The sequence below is a fragment of the Alcanivorax hongdengensis A-11-3 genome (assembly GCF_000300995.1).
GTDB classification, from domain to species: Bacteria; Pseudomonadota; Gammaproteobacteria; order Pseudomonadales; family Alcanivoracaceae; genus Alcanivorax; species Alcanivorax hongdengensis.
The window spans coordinates 308,942-334,361 of record NZ_AMRJ01000001.1 but is presented as its reverse complement, the minus strand read 5'-3'; the positions used below and the strand labels follow the sequence as shown (position 1 = coordinate 334,361).

The following is a 25,420-nucleotide window of genomic DNA, read 5'->3' as shown; positions in this document are numbered from 1 at the left end:
TAAAAAAAAGGCCGCTTTATGCGGCCTTTTTTATTCCTGCAGATCCTGTCCATCCGCTTCTTCTGCGGGTGGCCTGCGCACCAGCCGGGCCGCCAGCAGACCGGCCTCGAACAGTAACCACATGGGCACTGCCAACAGGGTCTGGCTGATCACGTCCGGGGGGGTCAGCAGCATGCCGATCACGAAGCAGCCGACCACCACATAGGCCCGGGCGCTGCCCAGTTTTTCCACCGTGGTGATGCCGGTGGCCACCAGCAGCACAATGGCAATGGGGAGCTCGAAGGCGAAACCGAAGGCCAGGAACAGGGCCAGAACGAAGTCCAGGTAGCTGCTGATGTCGGTGGACACCGCCACGCCTTCCGGGGCAATGGTGGTGAAGAACTTGAACATCAGCGGGAAGACCACGAAGTAGGCAAAGGCGGTGCCAGCATAGAAGAGCACCACGCTGCTGGTCAGTAGCGGCACGGCCAGGCGTTTTTCATGGCGGTACAGGCCCGGCGCGATAAAGGCCCAGGCCTGATGCAGGATCACCGGCATGGACACAAAGATGCTCAGATAGAGGGTTAACTTGAACGGCGCCAGAAACGGCGAGGCCACGCCGGTGGCAATCATGTGGGTGCCGGCGGGCATGGCGTCCATCAGTGGTTTGGCCACCAGGGTGTAAAGCTCGCGGGAAAAATAGAACAGGCACAGGAAGATCACGAAGATCGCCAGTACCGAACGCAGCAGCCGATTGCGCAGCTCCAGCAGGTGGGCCATCAGGGGCTGGCCGTTATCGTTGTGGGCGTCAGTCATGGCTGGACGTGTCCCGTTTGGCATCCTGCTTCGTCGAGTCCGGTTTTTCAGGCAGGATACTGTGCTCGCCGGCGGTGTCGGGTTTGCTCAGGCTGTCCTTGGCCTGGCGGATGCTGTCTTCATCCAGGCCCATTTCGCGCATCTGCTTTTCCATGCGCTCGCGCATGTCCTGGGTCAGGGCTTCGCGTTCCAGCTCGTTGCGCAGGTGGTTGAATGTGGCGCGGGCACGGCCCATCCACAGGCCCAGCGTGCGTGCGACCTGGGGCAGACGTTCGGGGCCCAGTACCACCAGGCCGATAACAAAAATCAGCGCCAGCTCGGCAAAGCCGATATCAAACATGGAAACCTCCCGAGGGGGTGGGCGTCAGGCCTGATCCTTGTTCTTGTCGCTTTGCGTCTGGCTGGCCTTGCCGTCTTGCTCGTCGTCGGCCAGGCGTTTTTGTTCCTGCTCCTGCTCGCCTTCCTTCATGGCGCTCTTGAAGCCTTTGACGGCGCCACCGAGATCACCACCGATATTGCGCAGCTTCTTGGTGCCAAACAGCAGGACGACAATGGCCAGGAGGATCAGTAACTGCCAGATGCTGATGCCGGATAACATGGGCTCTCTCCGATAGTGTTTGAATGCCGTGCTCAGTGGCGTGACTGGCGGGCGGCTTTTTCGTCATGGCCGGACAGGCCAAAGCGGCGTTCCAGCTCTGCCAGAACCTTGTCCGGGTGTTCCCCCAGTTTGGCCAACATCACCAGGCTATGGAACCACAAATCCGCGGTTTCACTGATCAGGGCCTGGTGATCGCCGCTCACTTCCGCATCGCGGGCGGCAAGAATGGTTTCCACCGCTTCCTCGCCGACCTTTTCCAGGATCTTGTTGAGGCCCTTGGCATAGAGGCTGGCCACGTAGGAGCTGTCCGGGTCGGCGCCCTTGCGTGATTCCAGTACCTGGTGCAGCTCGCTGAGAATATCTGACATAGTTTATCGGTTTGTTGGTGGTCGGCGGTGGTGTCTGCGTCTATCGGGCACCTGTGTTTGCAGGCCCCTGTAGCAGCCCTGTCAGGCCACACAGTCTAGCGCCGCCAGCTCCAACCCACCAGTAGCACGGCCGCGCCGGCCAGTGGCCAGCTGGCCGGGCTGGCCAGCCACAGGGCGGCCCCGGCGGTGGCCAGCCCGGCAAGGCCGGCCAGCAGCTTGTGGCGATGACGAATTAGCGTTTGTTCCAGTCGGGCTTCCAGTCGATCCTGCTGGTAGGGCAGGTCGCGCAGGCTTTCCAGACCGTCGCGCAGCAGGTCGGGCATGTCTGGCAGTTGCGCCGTCCATTCGGGCAGCCGATTCTGCAGTTTCTTGAGGGTGGCGGACGGGCCGTATTCAGCCAGCATCCAGGCTTCCAGCAACGGCCGGCCGGTATTCCAGATATCCAGCTGCGGGTAGATGCTGCGGCCCAGCCCCTCGATATGCACCAGTGTCTTCATCAGCAGGATGTACTGCACCGGCATTTCGATATGGTGGGTGCGGGCCAGGTCGAACAGTTTCATCACCAGCGGGGCAAACTCCAGCTGGTCGAGCTGGGCCGAGCGCACCGGTTCCACCAGGTCCACCACGGCCCGTTCGAAGCGTGGCCGGTCGATGGGGCTGGTGTTCCAGCCGGCGCGGATCACGGCGTCCACCAGGGCGCTGTAATCCTCGCGCATCACCGCCAGCACCATGCGGCCGAGCACGTTCAGATCGTCCTTTGACAACCGCCCGGCGATGGCGGCGTCCACGGCCATGTACTGGGGTGACTCGGGGTGCTCAGGGTTGACGAAAATGTTGCCCGGGTGCATGTCCGCATGGAACAGGTTGAAGCGGAATACCTGGGAGAAAAAGATCTCCACACCCCGTTCCGCCAGCACTTTCGGGTCGATGCCAGCGGCCCGGATGCGCTCGATATCATTGACCGGGATACCGTAGATGCGGTCCATGATGATCAGTCTGGAGGTGGACAGCGAGGTGTGAATGGCCGGGATATACAGCAATGGGCTAAACAGGAAGTGACGGCGCATGGCCTCGCTGTTGCGTGCCTCGGCGGCCAGGTCCAGTTCGCCGAGAATAATATCCTGGTAATCGCGCACCACCTGGGCCGGGCGGAAATAGCGGGCATCCGCCCACAGTCTTTCCAGCCAACGGGCACCAAAAGCCATCACCTTCAGGTCCCTTTCCACGGTGGGGCGGATATCCGGGCGCAGTACCTTGGCGACCACCTCCTGGCCGTTGTGAAGCGTGGCCGCATGGACCTGGGCCACGGAGGCGGAGGCCAGCGGCACATTATCAAAGTGGCTGAATACCTGGTCGAAGGGTTCCGGTAGCTCCGACTCCACAATGGCGCGGGCCTGTTCGCCATCGAACGGTGCCACCTGGTCCTGCAGACGGGCCAGGGCGGCGGTCCATTCCGGGGGCAGCATGTCCTGGCGGGTGGCCAGCAACTGGCCGAACTTGATGAAAATCGGGCCCAGCCTTTCCAGGGCCAGCTGCAGCCGTTCCCCCTCGCTGAGCTTGCCGGTGCCCGGCCAGCTGGAAGGCACCAGAAACTGCAGGATCAGCAACAGGCCACGGGCCGGGTGTGGCGGAAGCAGGGAAATCAGGCGGTAACGGCACACCACATGGGTGACTACCAGTATGCGGGTCAGAGGCAGCATCAGTGGCGGGGGCCTTCTTCGGTGGGGGTCATGCGATTTCGCAACTGGCGGATGCGGGCTTCCAGGCGGTCCACGTCCATGCGCAGCTCATCCACATCCTGGCCGAATTCATAGACATCACGGCGGCTTGGTGTCAGGCCGGATTCATTGGCCATGTAGTCACCCAGCTGTTCGCCCAGGCGGCTGGCGGCCTGGCGGGCCCAGCCGAACAGCCGGCGGGCGCCGCTGTCCAGTTGCTGGGCCAGCTCCGAGCCGGTGATCGGCTCAAGCAGTGCCCCCCAGTCTATTTGCAGCTCGCGGGCCAGTTCCTGCAGGTCCTGCAGCAGTTCCCGGTTGCCGTTGATGGCCACCGGCCCGCCAATCAGACCCGGGCGGGTGCGCCAATCCAGCAGGACCGCGGCCAGGTCCACCGGGTTGCCGCTGACACTCACGTCAGCCTGGGCATCGCTGCGGTGATAGAGCTCCACGCCGTCTTCCACGATCAGGGCAAATACCGCCAGCGGCGGCAGCGTCACCTCGATGGCCACCAGTCGGCCGGCATGCACGGCCAGCCTCTCCGCGGTGGCCGGGTCCGAGCGCAGGGCGGTGTTGATGGCGCGCTCCACCGTGGCCAGGGCGGTGGTGGAAATCAGGCCGGGAGAGCGGGATTGATCCTTGAGGCTCAAAATTTGAATCCCCTGTGCAGGGCGACAATGCCGCCGAGCATATTGAAGTATTCACTGCGGGCAAAGCCGGCGTTGTCCATCATGCCCTTGAGGGTGTCCTGGTCCGGATGCATGCGGATGGACTCGGCCAGGTACTGGTAGCTGTCGGCATCGTTGACGATCAGTTTGCCGAGCTTCGGCCAGACCGCGAAGGAATAGGCATCGTAGGCTTTGGCCAGGTGCTTGTTGACCGGCGTGGAGAACTCCAGCACCAGCAGGCGGCCACCGGGCTTGAGTACGCGCAGCATGGAACGAAGGGCCGCGTCCTTGTCGGTAATGTTGCGCAGACCGAAGGCAATGGTCACGCAGTGGAAGCTGTTGTCCTCGAACGGCAGGCACTCGCCGTTGACCTGGGTCACCTGGGTATTATGGCTGCAGCCGGCGTCGAACAGCCGGTCACGGCCCACCGCCAGCATGGCGTCATTGATGTCGGCCAGCACCACCTGGCCGTTTTCGCCCACCAGCCGGGAGAACTTGATTGCCAGGTCGCCGGTACCGCCGGCCAGATCCAGCACCTTGTGGCCCGGCCGCACGCCGGCCAGCTCGATGGTCATGCGTTTGAGCAGGCGGTGGCTGCCCATGGAGATCAGGTCGTTCATGACGTCGTACTTGCCCGCCACAGAACGGAATACCCCGGCCACCTTCTGCTGCTTTTCCTGCCAGGGTACCTGCTGGTAACCGAAGTGCGTGACCTTGTTGTCGTCGTTCATGTTAGTCCTCAAACGGGGCGGGGTGATGGGCGAAGACCTTGTCCATGATGGCCTCTTCGCGGGCGGCCAGCTGCTCCAGCAGCAGGCCCACGCTGGGCACCGGCTTCATCACCCGGAAACTGCGATCCATGAAATCATACAGGTTCGCAAAGCCCGCCGCATGGGCCGGTTTGCGCACCATTTTGAAGGTCGTTTGCAGCATGCGCGAGCGGATGTAACGGTCCAGCCGGTGGCCCAGTTCGGCCACCAGTTGCAGCTGGCGTTGGCGGTCGGCGCGGTGGCCTTCCTGCCGGAAGGCAGCCAGGTAGCTGGCCTCGTCCAGGGGCTGCTCCAGGCGCTCGCCCAGGTGGGTGGTGATCGCCTCGTCCAGTTCCTGGGTGAGGATGGCCGCTTCCAGGGCACTGGCGGAGGTGGCCATGACCTTGTCGGGCAGCAGTCTCATGGCCTTGGGCAGGGCGCGGCGGATATCGCGGGCCACGGGCAGCAGATCACGGCCGCCGTAGACATCCACCAGCAGAAAGTCGATGCCCGGTGCGGTGGCGGTATCGTCAAGCAGATGGCGGTGGGTGTGGCGCAGACGCTGGCTCTGCCAGTCCTGCAGACGCCGCAGCCGGGCCAGGAAGACGGCATCGTCGTCGTGCTGGCGCAGGGCAAAGAAGCGTTCCAGATAGTGCTGAAGTTGTTCGCCGGCGGTCATGGTGTTTCCTCCGGCGCAGGATGATAGCAGGAAAGCGCCCGGACGTCGGAAGTCTGACGTCCGGGCAGGCCCGGGCCCTAGAGAATGTAGCGGCTCAGGTCCTCGTCGTCCGCCAGTTCACCCAGGTAGCGGTCCACGGCTTGCGCATCCAGTACCAGAGGCTTGTCGTGGTACTGGGTGGCCAGGGAGTCGGCGTCGAAGCTGATCTCTTCCAGCAGTTTCTCCAGCACCGTATGCAGGCGACGGGCACCGATGTTTTCGGTGCGTTCGTTGACCTGCCAGGCCACTTCGGCAATGCGGCGAATGCAGTCGTCGGTGATTTCCAGATTGAGGCCTTCGGTTTCCAGCAGCGCCTTGTACTGCTCGGTGAGCGAGCACTTGGGTTCGGTGAGAATGCGCTGGAAGTCTTCCGGGCTCAGGGCGCTCAGTTCCACACGAATCGGCAGGCGGCCCTGAAGCTCGGGGATCAGGTCGCTGGGTTTGGCCAGGTGGAAGGCCCCGGAGGCAATGAAGAGGATATGATCGGTCTTCACCATGCCGTACTTGGTGGTCACGGTGGAGCCCTCGATCAGTGGCAGCAGGTCGCGCTGCACGCCTTCGCGGGAGACATCGGTGCCACCGCCCTCGCCACGCTTGGCGACCTTGTCGATTTCATCCAGGAACACGATGCCGCTGTTTTCCACCGCGTCGATGGCCTGCACCTTGAGTTCGTCTTCGTTGACGAAGCGGGCCGCTTCCTCGTCGCGGATCAGCCGATAGGCTTCGCGCACTTTCAGCTTCTGGGTCTTGCGGCGCTGGTTGCCTCCCATCTTGGAGAACATCTGCTGCAGCTGGCTGGTCATTTCTTCCATGCCCGGAGGGGCCATGATGTCGATGCCGCTACCCTGGCTGAGCAGGTCCACTTCGATTTCCTTGTCGTCCAGCTCGCCCTCGCGCAGTTTCTTGCGAAAGATCTGGCGGGTCTTGCTGTCAGTGCTGTCCGCCGGGTTGCCGTCGTCGCCGCGGGCGGCGGGCAACAGGGCGTCGAGGATGCGGTCTTCGGCGGCGTCATCGGCCTGGGAGCCGACCCGGGCGATTTCCTTCTCGCGCAGCATCTTGATGGCCATTTCCACCAGATCACGGATGATCGATTCCACGTCGCGGCCCACATAGCCCACCTCGGTGAATTTGGTGGCCTCGACCTTGATGAAGGGTGCGTCGGCCAGTTTGGCCAGGCGGCGGGCGATTTCGGTCTTGCCCACGCCGGTGGGGCCGATCATGAGGATGTTCTTGGGGGAGACTTCGGCACGCATTTCCGCCGGCAGCTGCATACGGCGCCAGCGGGTACGCAGCGCCAGGGCGACGGCTTTCTTGGCGGCATCCTGGCCGACGATATGGCGATTGAGTTCGGAAACAATATCTTTGGGGGTCAGCGTGGCCATATTAACCGTCCAGCTCCTCGAAGGTGTGGTTGTGGTTGGTGTAGATGCAGATATCACCGGCGATGGTCAGTGCCTTTTCCACGATTTCGCGGGCGGACAGGTCAGTGCTTTCCAGCAGGGCGGTGGCGGCCGACTGGGCGAAGGGGCCGCCGGAGCCAATGGCAATCAGGCCGTGTTTTTCCGGCTCGATCACATCACCGTTACCGGTGATGACCAGGGAGTTGTCCTTGTCGGCCACGGCCAGAAGGGCTTCCAGGCGGCGCAGGGCCCGGTCGGTGCGCCAGTCCTTGGCCAGCTCCACGGCGGCCCGTACCAGGTGCCCCTGGTGTTTTTCCAGTTGTGCTTCAAAGCGTTCGAACAGGGTGAAGGCGTCGGCGGTGCCGCCGGCAAAACCGGCAATCACCTTGCCGTGATAGAGGCGGCGCACCTTGCGGGCGTTGCCTTTCATGACGGTGTTGCCCAGGGATACCTGGCCATCGCCACCGATGACCACGTTGTTGCCCCGGCGAACGGAAACGATCGTCGTACCGCGATACTGCTCCACGGGAGTTCTCCTTTTATCTCGTAGAGAGGGAGGTAGGGGCGGGGGAGAGCGTATTCAAGGGAAGAGGGGGAATTGATAATGGATAATTGACAGTTCGCGAGCCGGCTTGCTGTCAGGCAAGTGCAGGGCGCCACGGCCATGGCCCTGTCGGGGACGTTACCCGCAGAGGGCCAAGGCAGGTCATGGCGCCGTTATCAATTACCCATAGCCGCACCGTCGCCTGATGAGCCCCTCAGCAGGGGCGCCATCACTTCTTGATCTTGATCGGCAGGGTCTCCACGCCGTTGGCGGCCAGTTTGTCCTGGGCGCTGTGCATGGCGTTGACGCTGTTGTAGGGCCCGATCATCACGCGATGCCAGGTGTCGCCGCTTTCCAGGCTCACCGCCTGAACGCTGGCCTCGAAACCCTTGAGGATCAGCTCGGCGCGGCGACGGTCGGCGTCATCTTCCCCGCGGAAGCTGCCGGCCTGCAGCATGTAGCGATCGCCGTTGCTGCTGGTCTTGTCGCTGGTGCGGTTGGACGCCGTGTTCTGACTCTTGCCGGTGTCTGCGGGTTTGCTGGCGGTCTTGTTGCTGTTGCGCTCTTCATCCCGCTCGTTCTGCGGCACGATCACTTCCATCTTCGGTAGCACCGCATAGAAGTCGAACTTGGGCTCGTCCTTGCCCTTGGCGGTCTTGCTGTCGGCGTCGGGTTTTGTGTCGTTTTTCGGGGCCGCTTTCGGATGGTCCACGGGGATCTTCACGGCTTGCGGGTGTTCCAGCTGGGTTTTGCCCAGATGAAACAGAAAGGCCACAAACAGGCCGACCATCAGGCCGGTGAACAGCCAGACCCAGCCGGGTACCTGGCGCTGACTGGATTTCTTTGCGGCCGGGCGGCGGCCGCTGCGGCTGGCGCCGCGGCGGGTGTTCTTGGCCATTACATGCGCTCCAGCGGGCTCAGGCCCAGCAATTCCATGCCTTGCTTGAGAGTCCGTGCGGTCAGGGCGGCCAGCTTCAGGCGGCTCTGTTTGAGCGCCGGGTCATCGATGCTGAGAATCGGGCAGTGCTCGTAGAAGCTGGAGAACAGCCCTGCCACATCGTAGAGGTAGGCGCACAGCAGGTGCGGCTGGCCCTTGTCGGCCACACTTTGCAGGACTTCACCGAACTGTACCAGCCGGGCGGCCAGAGCCTGTTCGGCGTCGTCGTTGAGCTGGAAGTCACCGCTCACCGCATCCATGGCCAGGCCGGCCTTGCGGAATACGCTGGCCACCCGGGTGTAGGCGTACAGCAGGTAGGGCGCGGTGTTGCCCTCGAAGCTGAGCATCTGGTCGAAATTGAAGATGTAGTCGCTGCTGCGGTTCTTGGACAGGTCGGCATATTTTACCGCGCCGATGCCCACGGCCCGGGCGATGCTGCGCAGTTCGTCCTCGTCCAGCTCGCCGCTCTTTTCGCTGACCAGGGCGTAGGCCCGTTGTTCGGCCTCGTCGAGCAGGTCGATCAGTTTCACGGTGCCGCCGTCACGGGTCTTGAAGGGCCGTCCATCCGGGCCGTTCATGGTGCCAAAGCCCATGTGTGCCAGTTCGGTGGCCTCGGGTACGAAGCCGGCCAGCTTGGCCAGGGCAAACATCTGCTGGAAGTGCAGGGCCTGGCGCTGATCGACGAAGTAGAGCATGCGATCGGCGCCCAGGGTGCCTGCCCGGTAACGCAGGGCGGCCAGGTCGGTGGTGGCATACAGGTAGCCGCCATCGGCCTTCTGCACGATCACCGGCAGCGGGTCGCCGTCCTTGTTCTTGAACTGGTCCATGAACACGCACTGGGCGCCCTGGTCTTCGCTGAGCAGGCCTTTGGCCGTGAGGTCGGCGACCACCTGGGCCAGGTCATCGTTGTAGGCGCTTTCGCCGCGCACGTCGCTCGGCGTCAGGCTGACACCAAGTCGGTCGTAGACCGCCTGGCAATGGCTCAGGGAAACGTCATTGAACTCGCGCCACAATTTCAGGCAATCGGCATCGCCGGCCTGCAGTTTGACCACCAGACCGCGGGCGCGGGTGGCGAAGTCTTCGGATTCGTCAAAGCGTTGCTTGGCGGCGCGGTAGAAGCCTTCCAGATCGCCCAGTTCACGGGACAGCTCGGCGGCGCTTTCTTCGTGTTTCTGCTCGTCCAGGTAGGCCAGCAGCATGCCGAACTGGGTGCCCCAGTCGCCCACGTGGTTCTGGCGGACCACCTGGTGACCGAGGAACTCCAGGGTGCGTACCACCGCATCGCCGATGATGGTGGAGCGCAGATGGCCCACGTGCATTTCCTTGGCCAGGTTGGGGGAGGAGTAGTCCACCACCACCGTCTGTGGCGCGCCGCGCGGCACCGCCAGGTGGGCGTCGGCCAGGGCCGCGTCCAGCTGGCTGTTGAGGAAGTCCTCCGCCTGGAAGAAGTTGATGAAGCCGGGCCCGGCGATGTCCACCTTTGCCACCGCGCTGTCCGCTGGCAGGGCGGCAATCAGCGCCTCGGCCAGGTCGCGGGGCTTCATGCCGGCGGGCTTGGCCAGCATCAGCGCGATGTTGGTGGCGAAGTCTCCGTGGCTCTTGTCCTTGGTGCGGTCAATCTGCACCGGGCGCTTGGCGTCCGCCGGCAGTGTGCCGGCGGCAATCAGGGAATCCAGGGCGGATTCGATCAGGGCGATCAGGCGTTCTTTCATGGCGTTCTTTCGTGGTGGGCGTCTGGCCGTTCAATTGGCCGGCGATTGTACGGGAAAAGGGGCGAAAATGCTTGCCCCGGTCGGTGGGTATGAGGCTGTGGTCTGACTGGCTGCGACGCAGACAGGGGCGTCGGTCTTCCGACATCGGACGTCAGACTTTCACAGCATGTCGATCGGGTCCACGTCGATGTGCCAGCGACACTGGCGGCCGGCGGGCAGGGCACGGGCCTGCTCCAGCAGGGCGTCGATGGCGCCGTGCAGGGGCGGGCGCTGGTCGGCCTGTAACAGTAGCTGGGCGCGAAAGCGCCCGGCGCGTTTTTCCATGGGCGCCGGTACCGGCCCCAGCAGGTGTACGCCCTCCGGCATTGTCATGTTGCTGAGTTGCTGCAGGAAGTCCATGGCCTTGCCCAGGGTCATGGCCTCGCAGCGCATCAGTGCCAGGTGGCCGAAGGGCGGCAGGCCGGCCAGCTGCCGGTCGGCCAGCAGGGTGGTGGCCAGGGCGCCGTAATCGCCGCTGGCGGCCTGTTGCAGTAGCGGGTGGTCCGGATGGCGGCTTTGCAGCAGCACCCGGCCGGCGCCTTCCCGACCGCTGCGCCCGGCGACCTGCAGCAGCAGCTGGGCGGCCTGCTCCGGGCCGCGGAAGTCGGCGCTGAGAAAGCCGGCATCCATATCCAGAATCACCACCAGCGCCAGCTTCGGGAAGTGGTGGCCCTTGGCCAGCATCTGCGTGCCTACCAGCACCGCCGGGTCACCGGCCTGGATGCGTGCCAGCTGGGCGTCCAGGGCGCCCTTGCGGCGGGTGGCATCGCGGTCAATTCGGATCACCGGCACCTCCAGGGCATCGTTGAGCAGGCTTTCCAGCTTTTCCGTGCCGCTGCCGGCCTCCTGAATCGCCGCCGAGCCGCAGTCCGGGCAGCGGCTGGGTACCCGCCGATGGCTGTCGCAGTGGTGGCAGCGCAGGCTGTTGTCGCTGCGGTGCCAGGTAAAGAAGCTGTCGCAGCGCGGGCATTCCGCCTGCCAGCCGCAATCCTGGCAGAGAATCATGGGCGCATAGCCGCGCCGGTTAATGAACACCAGCGCCTGCTTGCCGGCGGCCACGCAGTCCCTGAGGGCCTGCAGGGAGGTGGGCAGCAGGGGCTGGGCCGGGCTGGCGCTGCGCGCATCCAGCACCTCGATGGCCGGGCGGCGGCTGTCACTGGCCTGGTGGCTCAGGCGCAGTTCCCGGTAGCGGCCGGTGCGGGCCAGATGCAGGGTTTCCAGCGCCGGGGTGGCGCTGCCATGAATCACCGGAATGGCCAGCTGCTGGGCGCGCCAGGTGGCCAGGTCGCGGGCATGGTAGCGAAAGCCGTCCTGCTGCTTCAGGGAGCCGTCGTGGGCCTCGTCAACAATGATCAGGCCCGGGTTGGCCAGCGGCGTGAAGATCGCCGAGCGGGTGCCGATCAGGATGCGCGCCTGGCCGTCGCGGGCGGCCAGCCAGTTATCCAGCCGCTCCCGGTCGGTGAGGCCGGAGTGCAGGGTGATTACCGGCACCGTGAAGCGCTGGCGGAAGCGCTGCACGGTCTGCGGGGTCAGACCGATTTCCGGCACCAGTACCAGTACCTGCTTGCCGGCTTCCAGTACCGGCGCCATGGCCTGCAGGTAGACCTCGGTCTTGCCGCTGCCGGTGATGCCATCCAGCAGGAAGGGCACAAAACCGTCGGCGTCGCGAATGGCGGCGATGGCGCGGCGCTGTTCCGCATTGGCGGGCAGGTGGGTCTCTGCCAGCAGCTCCCTGGGGGAGGAGGGGGCGGTTTGTTCTTCGCGTTGCTCCGCCCAGCCCTTGTCGCGCAGGGCGGCCAGCGCCTGGCTGGACACGTCCAGGGCGGCGAGCATGGGCGGGCTCAGGCCTTTGGGGTGTTCGCGCAGTACGGTTAACGCCTCGAGCTGGCGTGGCGCCCGACCGAGCTGGTCGTCACTGACATGCTGGCCCCGCTCGGTGAGGTGCCAGCGCAGGGCCTGGCGGGCCTGGGCGTCCTGGCCCTGGCGCAGCAGGCCGGGCAAGGCGTAGTTGAGCACTTCGCCAAGTGGATGGTGATAGTAGCGGGCGGCCCGTTCGCACAGGGCGTACAGCTCGGCGGGAATCACCGGCTCGATATCCAGCACCGCCTTGACGGCCTTCAGTTTCGGGTAATCGCTCTGTCCGTGGCCGTGCACCACGCCGATCAGGGTGCGCCGGCCGAAGGGTACCTGCACGCGGCTGCCCTGTGCCGGCGGTATGTCGCCGGCATACAGGTAATCAAAGCAGCCTGGCAGGGGAACCGGCAGGGCAATTTGCAGGGTCGATTTGGTCGGCACGGAGTTTCCTGGGTCTGCGGTACGTGTCGAAGACAGTGATGGTCAGGCTTGCCGGGCTTAATGGCGCTTGCGCATTGGTGTCAAGCTGTTATGATTCGCCTTCTTTTTACCAGGCGCAAGCCGTGTGGTGCCCGTCGCAGAGCCGGGTAGCGACACAAGCAGGAGCTTAGCAATGAAACCAGAGATCCATCCCGAATACCAGGCAGTCACGTACACCTGCAGCTGTGGCAACGTGATTGAAACCCAGTCCACCCGCAGTGGCGACATGGCCCTGGACGTTTGTTCCGCCTGCCATCCTTTCTATACTGGCAAGCAGAAGCAGGCCGACAGCGGTGGCCAGATCGACAAGTTCAAGCAGCGCTTCGGCATGATGCGCAGCAAGAAGGGCTGATAGCCTCTTCAACCGGCATTATGAAGACTTGTGAAAAGCACCCTGCCGGGTGCTTTTTGCTTTAAGACCTTGCGTACACAGTGTATATCCCGACCAGGGAGCAGTGGAGACCACCATGTCCGAGGATTTGAAAACGGCGGCTCTGGAGTACCACGCCAAGCCGCGTCCCGGGAAAATCAGTGTTGAGGTGACCAAGCCGGCCGCGACCAGCCGTGACCTGAGTCTGGCCTACAGCCCGGGTGTGGCAGAGCCGGTGCGTGAAATCGCGCGTGAGCCGGAGCTGGCATACCGTTTTACCTCCAAGGGCAACCTGGTGGCGGTGATCAGTGACGGCACCGCGATCCTCGGTCTGGGCAATCTGGGTGCGCTGGCCTCCAAGCCGGTGATGGAAGGCAAGGGGATCCTGTTCAAGCTGTTTGCCGGTATCGACGTGTTTGATATCGAGGTGGACGCGGAAGATAGCCAGGCCTTCATCGATACGGTGATGCGTATTCATCGCACCTTCGGGGGCATCAATCTGGAAGACATCCGTGCGCCGGAATGCTTCGAGATCGAGCGCATTCTCAAGGAGCAGTGCGATGTGCCGGTATTCCATGATGACCAGCACGGTACCGCCATTGTGGTCGGCGCCGGCCTGCTCAATGCGCTGGAGATCCAGAAGAAGCGCATCGAGGACATCAAGGTAGTGTGCGTGGGTGCCGGTGCCGCCGGGGTGGCCTCCGTGCGGCTGCTGATCGAAATGGGCGCACGCAAGGAAAATATCCTGGTGCTGGATCGCAAGGGCGTGATCCACAGCCGTCGCGATGACCTGAACCAGTACAAGGCGGCGCTGGCCAACGATACCGACAAGCGCACTCTGGACGATGCGGTGGAAGGCGCTGACGTGTTCATCGGTGTGTCCGGCCCGGATATGCTGACGCCGGAAATGGTCAAGACCATGGCCGACAAGCCAATCATCTTCGCGCTGGCCAACCCGGACCCGGAAATCCGCCCGGAGGTGGCCAAGGAAGCGCGCCCGGATGCCATCGTCGCCACCGGTCGTTCCGACTTCCCCAACCAGGTAAACAATGTGCTGTGCTTCCCGTACATGTTCCGTGGGGCCCTGGACGTGCGCTCTACCTCCATTAACGAGGAAATGAAGATCGCCGCGGTGCACGCCATTGCCGAGCTGGTGCGTGAGGCGCCGCCCCAGGAGGTGCTGGACGCCTATGGTGGCGAGCCGCTGACCTTCGGGGCCGACTATATTATTCCCAAGCCCAATGACCCGCGACTGCTGGGTCGGGTGTCGGCGGCCGTGGCCAGGGCTGCGGTGGATTCCGGCGTGGCTCGCAAGGGCTACCCGTCCCACTACCCGCTCAATTCGCTGGACGAGATCTTTCCGGCGCTGTAAACCGGCGCGGACGGAATGCAAAAAAGCCACCTTCGGGTGGCTTTTTTTATGGTGCTGGATCGCCCAGAAAAGCATTGTCACCGACGCCGGCCGGGCCGGCGCCGGTGAGCCGGATCAGAAGATCTGTTCCGGCGAGCTGTGCTTGCCATTGGGGCCCAGCGGAGGCTCCAGATCGGGTACATCGTCGTTGCGGAAGTACTCCAGGATGGCATTGGGGTTGTTGGCCCGGGCGCGCAGGCCGCTGTCCGGGTCGATGCGAACGGCGGTAATCCCTTCAGGCTGCGGCAGGTCGTGCTCGGGCACCCCTTTGAGGGCCGGGCCCATGTAGTCGATCCAGATGGGCAGGGCGGCACGGCCGCCGTACTCGCCCCAGCCCAGGGTCGACGGTGTGTCAAAGCCGACCCAGACGGTGGCGACCAGATCCGGTGAGAAGCCCGAGAACCAGGCATCCACCTGATCATTGGTGGTGCCGGTCTTGCCGGCCAGGTCGTCACGACCCAGTACCCGGGCGCGGGTGCCGGTGCCGCGTTTGATCACATCCTTCATGATCGAATCCATCAGCCAGACAATACGGGCATCGACCACCCGTGGTGCGACCACCGGTGGCGGCTGGATGGTGGGCGGGGGGGTGTTGTCCGCTTTTTCAGCGTGAGGCATTTCCTCTTTCTGCAGCAGGCTGGTGAGGCTGGGTGCGCTGCTTTTCTCAGGCTTGATATCTGCCACTTCCGGTGCCTTTTCCGCCTCGGCGGTGGGCTCGCAATCCTGGTCGCAGAAGGTCACTTCCGGTGCTTTCCACAGCACATGGCCGTTGCCGTCTTCGATGCGGCTGATGTACCAGGGTTTAATCCGGTAGCCGCCGTTGGCGAGGATGCTGTAGGCCGTGGCAATTTCCATGGGGCTGACGCTGGCACTGCCCAGGGCCAGGGACAGATCCCGCTGGAACCGGTCGGTGGGCAGGCCGAAGCGCTTGAGGGTGTCCATGGCCTGGCTGATGCCGATCTGACGCAGGATACGGATGGAAACCAGGTTCAGGGACCGATACAGCGCTTCACGCATGCGCACCGGGCCGTAGAACTTGCCGCTGGCGCCGGTGGGGCGCCAGGCGGTTTCCAGCTTGTCATCATCGAACACCACGGGGGCATCATTAATGATGGAGGCCGGCGTGAAGCCGTTTTCCATGGCCGAGGTGTAGATGAAGGGCTTGAACACGGAGCCGGCCTGGCGCTCGCTCTGGATAGCCCGATTGAACTTGGAAACGGCGAAGCTGTAACCGCCCTGCAGGGCCTGCACCGCGCCGGTTTGCGGGTCCAGCGAGACCAGCGCGGACTGGGCCTTGGGCAGCTCGGCCAGACGCCAGCGGCGCTCTTGGCCCTTGCCCACCGGGCGTACGTAGATGATATCGCCGGGTTTCATGACATCAGCGGTCTGGCTGGGGGCATCGCCCACATACTTGTCATTGATCTGTGGCTTGGCCCAGTTGATGTCGTCCCAGGCCAGCTGTGCCCGCTTGCCGTCCCGGAACAGGATGTCGGCCTGCTGGTCGCTGATGGTGGTGACCAGCACCGGGCGCAGTGGGCCCACCTGCTTGTAGTCCTGCAGCAGGGCGGTCCATTTGGCCACACGCGGATCCTGGCCGGTAATGGTCAGCTCCGGCGCCGGCTCACGGGCGGCTTCTTCGGCGGGCAGTGGTTTGTCATCCGGTTCCGGCAGGGCCTTGTCGTCCGCGTCGGTGGCGGCAGGCAGGTCGGGCAGCTGGCTGATGTCCACCTGGGCCAGAGGGCCGCGATAGCCGTGACGCTCGTCATATTCATGCAATCCCTGGCGCAGGGCATGAACCGCTTCCTGCTGGCGTTTGCTGTCCAGGGTGGTGATGATGCGGATGCCGTCGGTGTAGATGTCGCCGGGCACCAGCTTGCTGGCCTGGATACGGGCCATCTCGCCCAGATAGGCCGCTTCCACTTCCGGCCTGGCCGTGTGGTAACGGGCGGTCACCGGTGCTGCCTGGGCCGCCTGCCGCTGCTCGGCGGTAATGGCGCCCAGCTTTTCCATGCGCTGGAGAATCCAGTTGCGACGGATGCGGGCCCGCTGGGGATTGGTGATCGGATTATAGGCGGATGGCGCCTTGGGCAGGCCGGCAATCATGGCCCACTGGGGCAGGTCCAGGTCGCCAATGTCCTTGCCGTAGTAGACGCGGGCGGCGGCCTCGGCACCGTAGGCCCGGTGGCCCAGGTAGATCTTGTTCAGGTAGAGCTCGAGGATTTCTTCCTTGCTGAGCAGGCGCTCGATCTGGATCGCCAGTACAATCTCGTTAAACTTGCGCAGGAAGCGCTGGTCGCGGCTGAGGAAGAAGTTACGAGCTACCTGCATGGTGATGGTGGAGCCGCCGGAGCGGATCTCACGGTAGCGCACCAGTTCCACGGCAGCCCGTACCAGGCCCTTGAAGTCCACCCCGTGGTGGCTGAAGAAATGTTCGTCTTCGGCGGCGAGCACCGCGGAGATGAAGGGTTTCGGTAATTCGTCGTAGGATACCGGCTGTCGGCGTTTTTCGCCGTATTCAGCAACAAGCTTCATATCCTGGGTGTAGATCCGCAGTGGAATCTGGTATTCCACTTCCCGGATCTGGCCTGCCGGCGGGAGTTGCGGCGCCAGATACAGGTAACAGGCCGCCAGTACGGCCAGGCCGCCGCCGGCGCCGGCGAGGATGAGCATGAAGAGGTAGCGAATCCAGGGGGGTAATGACATAGCAATGGCAACTACTGGCTGGGATCGGTAAAAAGGCCTACTGGGCCCGTGAAGTGGGTCATTATATGGCGGAAAGGTTATTGTGATCTAATATCTGTTCTGTTATTACTAACTCCTAAAGTGATTCGACATAAAAAACACGTAAGTGTATCTTTCTCAACAAAAAACACTTTAATAACAACCAAACGGGACGACGACAGTGCTGCCTTTCCTCAGAAAAAAGGCCCAGACACTACTGGGGATCGACATCAGCTCCACGGCCGTCAAGCTGCTGGAACTGTCCAAATCAGGGAACCGCTACAAGGTGGAGAGCTACGGTGTTGAGCCCCTGCCTGCCAATGCGGTTGTCGAGAAGAATATCAGTGATGTGGAAGGGGTGGGAGATGCGATTGCCCGCCTTGTGAGCCGTGCCCGTCCCGGAGTCAAAACCGCGGCGGTGGCCGTATCCGGGTCCGCCGTCATCACCAAGCTGATCGAAATGGAAGCCTCACTCACCGAAGACGAGATGGAGGCCCAGCTCAAGAACGAAGCCGATCAGTACATTCCCTATCCCATGGATGAAGTGCGCATGGACTTCCAGGTGGTCGGCCCGGTGGAGGGTAACGACGAGCGCGTGGAAGTGCTGGTGGCGGCTTCGCGTACCGAGAATGTGGAAATGCGCACCGATGCCCTGGAAATCGGTGGTCTGCAAACCAAGGTGGTGGATGTGGAGGCCTATGCGATGGAGCGGGCCTACCAGCTGGTGCTACCGACCCTGCCCAATGCCGAAGAGCTGGAGACCGTGGCGGTATTCGATATCGGTGCCACTATGACTACCCTCAACGTGTTTCATCAGGGCCGCAGTGTTTATACCCGAGAGCAGCTGTTCGGCGGCAAGCAGCTCACCGAGGAAATCCAGCGTCGTTACGGGATTTCCATGGAAGAGGCAGGGCTTGCCAAGAAAACCGGCGAATTGCCCGATGATTACCAGAGCGAAGTGCTTGGGCCTTTCAAGGATGCCATTGTTCAGCAGGTGAATCGTTCCCTGCAGTTTTTCTATGGCTCCACCCAGTTCAATGAAGTCGACTATATCCTCCTGGCCGGTGGTTCGGCGTCCATTGCCGACCTGGCGGACCTGATTCAGGAGAAAGTGGGGGCCGGCTGTTCGGTGGCCAATCCGTTCACCGATATGGCGCTGGGGAGCAAGGTAAGCGCTTCGGCCATTGCCAATGACGCGCCGGCGCTGATGATCGCCTGCGGCCTGGCGTTGAGGAGCTTTGAGCAATGACAACAACAATTAACCTGCTGCCCTGGCGGGAAGAGCGGCGTCAACAACAGCAGCAGGAATTTATTGCGTTGCTGGTACTGGCGGTTATTGTCGGGGGGCTGATTTTCTGGTTGTGGAAGGGGCATGTAGAGCAGCAGGTGGCTGACCAGCGTGCGCGCAACAATTTTATTGAACAAAAGACATCGGAGCTTGATAAGAAAATCTCCGAGATCAAGGACCTCAAGGCGCGCCGCGATGAGCTGGTGGCTCGAATGAAGGTAATCCAGGATCTGCAGGGTAATCGCCCCACTATCGTCTATGTGTTTGACCAGTTGGCTCGCACGCTACCTGATGGGGTTTATTACACCTCGGTTGAGCGAAAGGGCGACCTTTACACTATTCAAGGGGTTGCCGAGTCCAATAATCGAATTTCTCGTCTGATGCGGAATCTGAGCAATTCTGCCTGGTTTGAAGATCCTGCACTGCAGAAGGTGGAAGCCCAGGATGAAGGCAGTCAGGCCAATACCTTTAGTCTGACCGTCAAGCAATCATCTCCTAACAGCAAAAAAGAGGAAAAAGAACAATGAAAGCCTCTGAGCTGAAAAATCTGGACCTGCGGGAGTTGATGGATGAGCTCAACAGTCTCGATTTCGAGAATGTGGGCGGTTGGCCGACTCCAGTAAAAATCGGTGCTGCTGTTCTGGTGCTGGTGCTAGTGGTCGTGCTGGGCTATTTCTTGTCTATCAGTGATGCCAAGGATCGTCTGGCTTCCGAGCAGCGCGAAGAGCAGAGTCTTCTCAAGAGTTTTGAATCAAAGGCTTTTGAAGCTCATAACCTGGATCAATATCGCGCACAGTTGGCAGAAATGGAGCAAACCTTCGGAACACTCCTGCAGCAGCTTCCGAAAGATACCGAGGTGCCTGGCTTGCTGGAGGATATTACTCATACCGGTCTGGGTAGTGGCCTTGAGTTCGAAACAATTGAACTGAAAAACGAAGCGAAAAAGGAGTTCTACACCGAGCTTCCCATCGATATCAAGGTAGTTGGGGACTATCACGGTTTCGGTTCCTTTGTGTCCGGAGTGGCTGCGTTGCCGAGGATCGTGACGCTCCACGATTTCCATATCGGTTACAAGGAAAGGCAGAAAAAAGGGCTGATCAGAGACCCCAGTAACCTGGAAATGGAAATTACTGCCAAGACTTATCGCTATGCCTCTGGCAATGATGACAAGAAAGACAACAAAAAATCCGGGGGGCGCAAATGAACATGATGTGCAAAGCTTTTTTGTGCGCCTTCCTGGCTCTATCGTCATTGATGATGACCGGGTGTAGTTCCGGTGCCAACCTTAACGAGCTTGACGCTAGGTTGAAGGAGATCGAGGTCAGGCCGCGCGGTCGTATTGAGCCGCCGCCGGAGTTCAAGCCGATCGCGACCTTTGCCTATTCAGCGCATCAGTTGCGCTCACCCTTTAGCCCCCCCAAGGATCAGAAGGTTCTTGCCGCGCCGGAAGGACGCAAGGTCGAGCCCGATCTGGATCGGCCAAAGGAATATCTTGAGCGCTTTTCTCTGGATACACTGAAAATGGTGGGCACCATTACCAAGCCGAATCAGCCCTTGCAGGCACTGATTGAGGACCCGTCCGGGGCGGTAACACGCGTTAAGCCGGGCAGTTATCTTGGCAAGAATTTTGGCAAGGTGACCAGTGTCTCTGATGTGAAGATCGGTTTGACTGAAATTGTACCGGATGGACGGGATGGCTGGGTGGAACGCACCAGTAGTCTCTCCATTTCCGAATAACAGCCGCTGGGGATCCAGTTATGAAACAAGCAACATTGACAATAAAAAAGACCGCTTCCCGGCGTCTGGCAGGTCTTCTGCTGGGAAGCTTCCTTGCCTGTTTGTCGTTGGCCGTTCAGGCCGGCACCCTGAAATCTATTGAGGCAAATGCTCTTTCAGGGGACGGTATGGAGGTCCGCCTATCCTTCGATGGCGAAGTGCCCAAGGTAAAAGGCTATAGCATTGAGAAGCCCGCGCGTATTGCACTGGACTTGCTGGGGGCGGACAGTGCTGTAAAGGAAAAGCGTCAGAACCTTGGCTCCGGTAATGTTCGAAGCGTCACTGTTGTGGAAGCCAAGGATCGCACTCGCCTGATTTTCAATCTTGATGATCTTACCGGTTATTCAACGTCTGAGGATGGTAATGATCTGGTGATTCGTCTGGGGCATGACCAGGTGGCCAGTGAAGATGCGTCACAGCAGAAAGCCGCTGCTCCTGCCCAGGCAGCGATCAATAACGTGGACTTTCGCCGCGGCGATAATGGTGAGGGGCGAGTGGTTGTGAGCTTGTCCAGCCCTTCTATTCCTGTTGACGTACAGGAAGAGGGTGGTCGTATTGTTGCCAGGTTTGTTGGTGCAGGTGTTCCTAATAAGTTGCTGCGGAAGCTTGATGTTACCGACTTTGCCACGCCGGTGAAGATGGTCGATACCAAGGTCAGCGATGGAAGCACTATCATTACGATCGAGCCGACGGGTACCTGGGAGTATCTGGCATACCAGGCCGACAACGAGTTCAGCATCAATGTGAAGCCAATTAGCAAGTCCGAGGCAGCACAAAAGAAAAAAGATAATTTCGAATATACCGGTGAAAAGCTGTCCCTGAATTTCCAGGACATCGAAGTGCGTTCCGTATTGCAGTTGATCGCTGATTTTACCGGACTGAACCTGGTGGCTTCCGACGCCGTGCAGGGGCGTATCACTTTGCGTCTGCAAAATGTGCCCTGGGATCAGGCGCTTGACCTGATTCTTAAAACCAAGGGGCTGGACAAGCGCAAGGTGGGTAATGTGTTAATGGTCGGTCCGGCGGATGAAATCGCGGCCCGTGAACAGCTGGAACTGGAAAGCCAAAAGAAAATTGAAGCTCTTGCGCCCTTGCGTACCCAGTATTTCAAGATCAACTACGCCAATGCAGAGGATTTGAAAAACCTTCTTGCCAGTGCAGGTGGCAAGGCGGCGTCACTGACCACCGAGCGCGGTTCTGTGGTGGTCGATAAGCGAACTAACACGCTGATTGTTCAGGATACCCAAGCCAAGCTTGCGGAAATTCAGGGCCTGATTAAACAGCTGGATGTGCCTGTCAAGCAGGTGTTGATCGAGGCGCGTGTAGTTGTGGCCAGTAATGACCTTTCCAATGAGTTCGGTGTGCGTTGGGGTGGGCTCGGTTATGATGGCAACAGTCTTGCTAACAAAGGGGAGACGGCGGCTTTTTCTGGCCGACTCACATCATTGCGTGAGCTGCATTATGCCAATGTAGACCGACAGAATGATGGCTCTTTGGGTACGATGAAAAAGTTTGATAAGAACACCAATAATGATTTGGTTGTCGACCTGGGTGTGGATTCTTCAAACGCATCCCGCTTTGCGGTGGGCTTCACGTCATTGTCTTCCGGTCTGATTGAGCTCGAACTCTCCGCCCTCGAAGCTGAGGGGCATGGCGAATTGGTTGCCACACCTAAAGTGCTCACTGCTGACCAGCAGCCGGCGGTTATTGCTTCCGGTCAGCAGGTGCCTTTTGAGGTTGCAACGTCATCAGGTGCAACGTCTATCGACTTTGTTAATGCAGAATTGCGGCTGGAGGTGACGCCTCATATCACCCCTGATGGTAATATCGTTATGACGCTGAAGGTTAATAATGACTCTTTTGCTGCGGATGGTTCCCAGGCGATTAATACCAACCGTGTCGAAACCTCCGTGCTTGTTAATGATGGCGAAACGGTGGTGCTTGGTGGTATCTTCCAACAGCAAAAGACCAATGCGGTGACGAAAACCCCGTTCCTCGGGGATTTGCCCTGGATTGGTACTCTTTTCCGCAAGACCGTCAAGCGCGATAATAAGCAGGAACTGCTGATCTTTATCACGCCGCGGGTAATGAAGGACGCTGTGGCAAATCGGTGAATCAGAAAGACTTACCCTCCCTTTTCCTGGTGGGGCCCATGGGTGCTGGCAAAAGCACCCTGGGCCGGCACCTGGCTCAACAACTGGATTTCCCTTTCTACGACTCCGACCGGGTGATTGAAGAAAAGACCGGCGCGGACATCCCGTGGATTTTCGACATGGAAGGTGAGGCCGGCTTTCGCCGCCGCGAGGCGGAGGTGATTGACGAGCTGACCCGGCTGCCCGGTATCGTGCTGGCCACCGGCGGTGGTGCGGTAACCACACCCGAGAACCTCGGCTATCTGCACCAGCGCGGTTGCGTGGTCTACCTGTGGACGCCGGTGGAGGTGCAGCTGGCCCGCACCCGTAACGACAAAAACCGCCCCCTGTTGCAAACCGAGGATCCCGAGGCCCGCCTCCGTGCCCTGTTTGCCGAGCGGGACCCGCTCTACCGCAAGGTGGCTCACCATGTGGTGTCCACTGCCTCCGGCAACCTCAAGAAAGTCAGCGATGATGTGCTTGCCTGTTTGACCTCTCACCCGGCCCGCGGATAATACCGTTACTCAAGGGGCGCGGTCGTGCGCCAGCAATCCGGGCTTTCAGGAGTAGTAATGCGAACATTGCAGGTGGCGTTGGCCGAGCGCAGTTATGACATCCATATTGGTGCCGGCCTGCTGTCGACCTTTCCGCTGGCGGACAAGGTGCGTGGCAACCAGGTCATGGTGGTGACCAATGAAACCATTGCCCCCCTGTATCTTGAGGCGGTGACCTCGCGCCTCTCCCATCTGCAGTGCGATACCCTGGTATTGCCCGACGGCGAGAAATTCAAGACGTTGGAAACCCTGGAGCGCATTTTTGATGCCCTGATGGCCCGGGGGCATTCGCGAACCACGACCCTGATTGCCCTGGGCGGCGGGGTGGTGGGTGATATGGTCGGCTTCGCGGCGGCCTGCTATCAGAGAGGGGTGGATTTCATTCAGGTGCCGACAACGTTGCTGGCCCAGGTGGACTCCTCGGTGGGGGGTAAAACGGCGGTCAATCACCCCCGTGGCAAGAACATGATTGGTGCCTTCCATCAGCCCAGTCTGGTGCTGATTGATACCGACGTGCTGGATACCCTGCCAGAGCGGGAGTTGGCGGCGGGCCTGGCGGAGGTGGTCAAGTATGGTCTGATTCGCGACCCGGCATTTTATGCCTGGCTGGAAACCCGCAGCGCAAAACTGTTGTCCAGAGACAGGGAGGCCCTGTCCGAAGCCATCTACCGCAGCTGCCTCAACAAGGCCGAGGTGGTTGCCGATGATGAGACCGAACAGGGTAATCGCGCACTGCTGAATCTGGGCCACACCTTTGGCCATGCCATTGAAACGGCCACCGGTTACAGTGAGTGGCTCCATGGTGAGGCCGTAGCCACCGGCATGTTGATGGCTGTGCATCTTTCCGCTGAGCTGGGTTGGGTCGAGAGTGACCTGATCGGCCGATTGCGCGATCAGCTGCACGCCTGGAAGCTGCCAACGGCGGTGCCTTCGTCCATGACGCCGGCCCGCTTCATGGAGTTGATGGCGCTGGACAAGAAAGTACAGAACGGGCGCCTGCGCCTGGTGTTGCTGCGGGCGCTGGGTGAGGCGGTGGTCACCGCCGACTATGACCCGCAGGCATTGCAGCGAACGCTGGAGGCTTTTTGTGAGCGATGATACGGAGATTTTCTACAGTGGTGCCTCCCGGGGAGATTTCCTCGAGGCGCTGACTGCCCATGCCCTGCAAGGCTCCACCGTGGTGCTGGAAGGGGATGAGGGGAGTGGCGTGTCCACCTTGCTGGGGCAGTCGGTGATGGCCCTGCTCGACGACATGGAAGTGGTCCGTGTGGATGGCGGTGAGCCCCATGACGGTTCCCTGGTGGTCAATGCATTGCTCCAGCATTTCGATATCGAGCGTGACCAGCTTGCCGAGACCTTGCGTAATGCCCTGGCCCATGGCCGTCTGGTGGTGATTGCCGACAACGCCCAGGATCTTTCCGATGATGCCCTGATGACCATGGGCTCGCTCAAGCAGAAGCTGTCCGGTCGCCTGGCCTATGTGTTTGGCGGCATGCCGGGCACCGCCGAGCGGGTCAAAGGGGCAGATCTGCTGGTCGATGACATCCTCGATCTGCCGGAACTGAATGCCGCCCAGGTCAGCGACTTTGCCGCGCTAATGGGCTTTGGTCCCCAGGATGACGAGCGCGCCGAAGCCCTGCGTGAGGCGAGCGCAGGCCTGCCCGGGCCGTTACTGGAGCAGCTCCAGCATGCGCCGGTGGCGGAAGCCATCGCCGTGGACCCGGAAGACCGGCGCCCGCCCCCCATGGGCAAACAGGAAGACAAGGCGCTGCCCTGGCGGCATATGGCGGCGGTGGCCGGGTTGCTGGTACTGGTGATCATTATCTGGGGCGCGCTCAGCGACAACGATAGCGACACGGTTGCCACCAACACCACCAAGGCCGTGGCGCTGCCGGTGCCCAAAGAACCGGAAACGTCGCCGGAAGACATTACTCCGATGAAACCGAGCATGAAGCCGGTGGCCAGGCTGGAAGACCTGGAGGCCCGCGAGGAGCAGGCTGCTGAGGCAGCGTCGGCCCGCGAGTCTGATCAGACGGCGGTGGCGGATCAGGAGCCGGTGCAAACGGACACCGGCGTCACCGTGGCCGCGGTGAAAGACCCGGTGATGCAGCGTCCGCCGGCGCAGCAACAGCGGCCCGTCGAGGTGAAGCCCGAGCCCGAGCCCGAGTCGGCGCCGGCGGCGGTGAGCAAGCCGGCACCGGCCGACAAGCCGGCGGATACCGTGGCGGCCAGCAAGCCGCAGCTGAAGGGGCTGGATGCGGACCTGGGCTACCGGCAGGAAGATTGGCTGGCAACCCTGGACGACGGTCGCTGGTTCTTGCAGATCACTGTCACCAGCAAGGAAGCCAATGCCCGTGGTGTGCTTGATCGGCTGGATCGCAAAGGCGCCTACTACCGGGCTAAACGTAATGGCAAGTCGGTCTACCTGGTGCTGGCCGGTGACTATGCCAGCCGTCAGGCGGCGCTGGATGCCAAGGCCGGGTTGCCGGAAAACCTGCGGGCGGCCGGGCCGTTTCCCCGCAAGATGGCGGATATTCGCAAAGAACTTTAGGTTATGACGGGAATGCCGAATTTCGCGTTAAATCTCGGTT

General features: G+C 61.5%; 24 protein-coding genes. 10 read left to right on the top strand and 14 right to left on the bottom strand.

Going from position 1 to position 25,420, the window contains the following annotated elements; all coding sequences use genetic code 11:
• Positions 1 to 30: 30 nt before the first annotated feature.
• The 13 genes from tatC to A11A3_RS01445 all read right to left on the bottom strand — a co-directional run bounded on the left by tatC (position 31) and on the right by A11A3_RS01445 (position 12,538).
• Entirely contained in the window at positions 31 to 795 is a 765-nt protein-coding gene (tatC, locus tag A11A3_RS01505) for a twin-arginine translocase subunit TatC (protein WP_008927492.1), read from the bottom strand.
• Complete coding sequence (gene tatB / locus A11A3_RS01500; protein ID WP_008927491.1) at positions 788 to 1,135, bottom strand: Sec-independent protein translocase protein TatB; 348 nt, start codon at positions 1,133 to 1,135, stop codon at positions 788 to 790. Before tatB ends, tatC begins: the two co-directional genes overlap by 8 nt.
• Positions 1,136 to 1,159: 24 nt before the next feature.
• Entirely contained in the window at positions 1,160 to 1,393 is a 234-nt protein-coding gene (tatA, locus tag A11A3_RS01495; protein WP_008927490.1) for a Sec-independent protein translocase subunit TatA, read from the bottom strand.
• 32 nt (positions 1,394 to 1,425) lie between these two features.
• Entirely contained in the window at positions 1,426 to 1,761 is a 336-nt protein-coding gene (locus A11A3_RS01490; RefSeq protein ID WP_008927489.1) for a phosphoribosyl-ATP diphosphatase, read from the bottom strand.
• Positions 1,762 to 1,856: 95 nt separating this feature from the next.
• The gene (locus tag A11A3_RS01485; protein WP_008927488.1) at positions 1,857 to 3,461 is read right to left on the bottom strand and encodes an AarF/UbiB family protein; all 1,605 of its coding nucleotides are present in this window, start codon (positions 3,459 to 3,461) and stop codon (positions 1,857 to 1,859) included.
• Positions 3,461 to 4,126, bottom strand: a complete 666-nt coding sequence (locus A11A3_RS01480) for a ubiquinone biosynthesis accessory factor UbiJ (RefSeq protein ID WP_008927487.1) — start codon at positions 4,124 to 4,126, stop codon at positions 3,461 to 3,463. Before A11A3_RS01480 ends, A11A3_RS01485 begins: the two co-directional genes overlap by 1 nt.
• Positions 4,123 to 4,875, bottom strand: a complete 753-nt coding sequence (gene ubiE / locus A11A3_RS01475) for a bifunctional demethylmenaquinone methyltransferase/2-methoxy-6-polyprenyl-1,4-benzoquinol methylase UbiE (RefSeq protein WP_008927486.1) — start codon at positions 4,873 to 4,875, stop codon at positions 4,123 to 4,125. Before ubiE ends, A11A3_RS01480 begins: the two co-directional genes overlap by 4 nt.
• Before the next feature lies 1 nt (position 4,876).
• Positions 4,877 to 5,572, bottom strand: coding sequence for a DUF8198 family protein (locus A11A3_RS01470; RefSeq protein ID WP_008927485.1), 696 nt, complete (start codon positions 5,570 to 5,572; stop codon positions 4,877 to 4,879).
• Positions 5,573 to 5,649: 77 nt separating this feature from the next.
• Positions 5,650 to 6,993 carry an ATP-dependent protease ATPase subunit HslU gene (gene hslU / locus A11A3_RS01465; protein WP_008927484.1) on the bottom strand — a complete coding sequence of 448 codons (1,344 nt, stop codon included), beginning with the start codon at positions 6,991 to 6,993 and terminating at the stop codon, positions 5,650 to 5,652.
• A 1-nt stretch (position 6,994) separates the two neighbouring features.
• Entirely contained in the window at positions 6,995 to 7,537 is a 543-nt protein-coding gene (gene hslV / locus A11A3_RS01460; protein WP_008927483.1) for an ATP-dependent protease subunit HslV, read from the bottom strand.
• 247 nt (positions 7,538 to 7,784) lie between these two features.
• Positions 7,785 to 8,453 (bottom strand): SPOR domain-containing protein, encoded by a 669-nt coding sequence (locus A11A3_RS01455; RefSeq protein WP_008927482.1) that lies wholly within the window; start codon positions 8,451 to 8,453, stop codon positions 7,785 to 7,787.
• A complete protein-coding gene (gene argS, locus A11A3_RS01450; RefSeq protein ID WP_008927481.1) occupies positions 8,453 to 10,204 on the bottom strand; it encodes an arginine--tRNA ligase in 1,752 nt (583 codons plus the stop codon). Before argS ends, A11A3_RS01455 begins: the two co-directional genes overlap by 1 nt.
• 159 nt (positions 10,205 to 10,363) lie before the next feature.
• On the bottom strand, positions 10,364 to 12,538 hold the full coding sequence (locus A11A3_RS01445) for a primosomal protein N' (RefSeq protein ID WP_008927480.1): 2,175 nt from the start codon (positions 12,536 to 12,538) through the stop codon (positions 10,364 to 10,366).
• A gap of 172 nt (positions 12,539 to 12,710) precedes the next feature.
• On the opposite strand from A11A3_RS01445, the gene rpmE reads away from it, so the two are divergent.
• The gene (gene rpmE / locus A11A3_RS01440; RefSeq protein ID WP_008927479.1) at positions 12,711 to 12,929 is read left to right on the top strand and encodes a 50S ribosomal protein L31; all 219 of its coding nucleotides are present in this window, start codon (positions 12,711 to 12,713) and stop codon (positions 12,927 to 12,929) included.
• A gap of 115 nt (positions 12,930 to 13,044) precedes the next feature.
• The gene (locus tag A11A3_RS01435; protein ID WP_008927478.1) at positions 13,045 to 14,319 is read left to right on the top strand and encodes a malic enzyme-like NAD(P)-binding protein; all 1,275 of its coding nucleotides are present in this window, start codon (positions 13,045 to 13,047) and stop codon (positions 14,317 to 14,319) included.
• 114 nt (positions 14,320 to 14,433) lie between these two features.
• Here A11A3_RS01435 and A11A3_RS01430 read toward each other — a convergent pair whose 3' ends face one another.
• Entirely contained in the window at positions 14,434 to 17,061 is a 2,628-nt protein-coding gene (locus A11A3_RS01430) for a penicillin-binding protein 1A (RefSeq protein WP_051011721.1), read from the bottom strand.
• 199 nt (positions 17,062 to 17,260) lie between these two features.
• On the opposite strand from A11A3_RS01430, the gene A11A3_RS01425 reads away from it, so the two are divergent.
• From A11A3_RS01425 to A11A3_RS01390, 8 genes are read left to right on the top strand one after another with little or no spacing between them, the layout of a single operon-like run.
• A complete protein-coding gene (locus tag A11A3_RS01425) occupies positions 17,261 to 18,328 on the top strand; it encodes a pilus assembly protein PilM (RefSeq protein WP_008927476.1) in 1,068 nt (355 codons plus the stop codon).
• On the top strand, positions 18,325 to 18,894 hold the full coding sequence (locus tag A11A3_RS01420; RefSeq protein WP_008927475.1) for a PilN domain-containing protein: 570 nt from the start codon (positions 18,325 to 18,327) through the stop codon (positions 18,892 to 18,894). Before A11A3_RS01425 ends, A11A3_RS01420 begins: the two co-directional genes overlap by 4 nt.
• Positions 18,891 to 19,571: a type IV pilus inner membrane component PilO gene (locus A11A3_RS01415; RefSeq protein ID WP_008927474.1), complete on the top strand. Its 681-nt coding sequence runs from the start codon at positions 18,891 to 18,893 to the stop codon at positions 19,569 to 19,571. The genes A11A3_RS01420 and A11A3_RS01415 overlap by 4 nt, the downstream gene beginning before the upstream one ends.
• Complete coding sequence (locus tag A11A3_RS01410) at positions 19,568 to 20,104, top strand: pilus assembly protein PilP (RefSeq protein WP_237738802.1); 537 nt, start codon at positions 19,568 to 19,570, stop codon at positions 20,102 to 20,104. The genes A11A3_RS01415 and A11A3_RS01410 overlap by 4 nt, the downstream gene beginning before the upstream one ends.
• A gap of 20 nt (positions 20,105 to 20,124) precedes the next feature.
• Positions 20,125 to 22,257, top strand: a complete 2,133-nt coding sequence (locus A11A3_RS01405; RefSeq protein ID WP_040296557.1) for a type IV pilus secretin PilQ — start codon at positions 20,125 to 20,127, stop codon at positions 22,255 to 22,257.
• On the top strand, positions 22,254 to 22,790 hold the full coding sequence (aroK, locus tag A11A3_RS01400; protein ID WP_040296556.1) for a shikimate kinase AroK: 537 nt from the start codon (positions 22,254 to 22,256) through the stop codon (positions 22,788 to 22,790). Before A11A3_RS01405 ends, aroK begins: the two co-directional genes overlap by 4 nt.
• A gap of 57 nt (positions 22,791 to 22,847) precedes the next feature.
• Positions 22,848 to 23,927: a 3-dehydroquinate synthase gene (gene aroB, locus A11A3_RS01395; protein ID WP_008927470.1), complete on the top strand. Its 1,080-nt coding sequence runs from the start codon at positions 22,848 to 22,850 to the stop codon at positions 23,925 to 23,927.
• On the top strand, positions 23,917 to 25,380 hold the full coding sequence (locus tag A11A3_RS01390; protein ID WP_008927469.1) for an SPOR domain-containing protein: 1,464 nt from the start codon (positions 23,917 to 23,919) through the stop codon (positions 25,378 to 25,380). Before aroB ends, A11A3_RS01390 begins: the two co-directional genes overlap by 11 nt.
• The last annotated feature ends 40 nt before the right edge of the window (positions 25,381 to 25,420 follow it).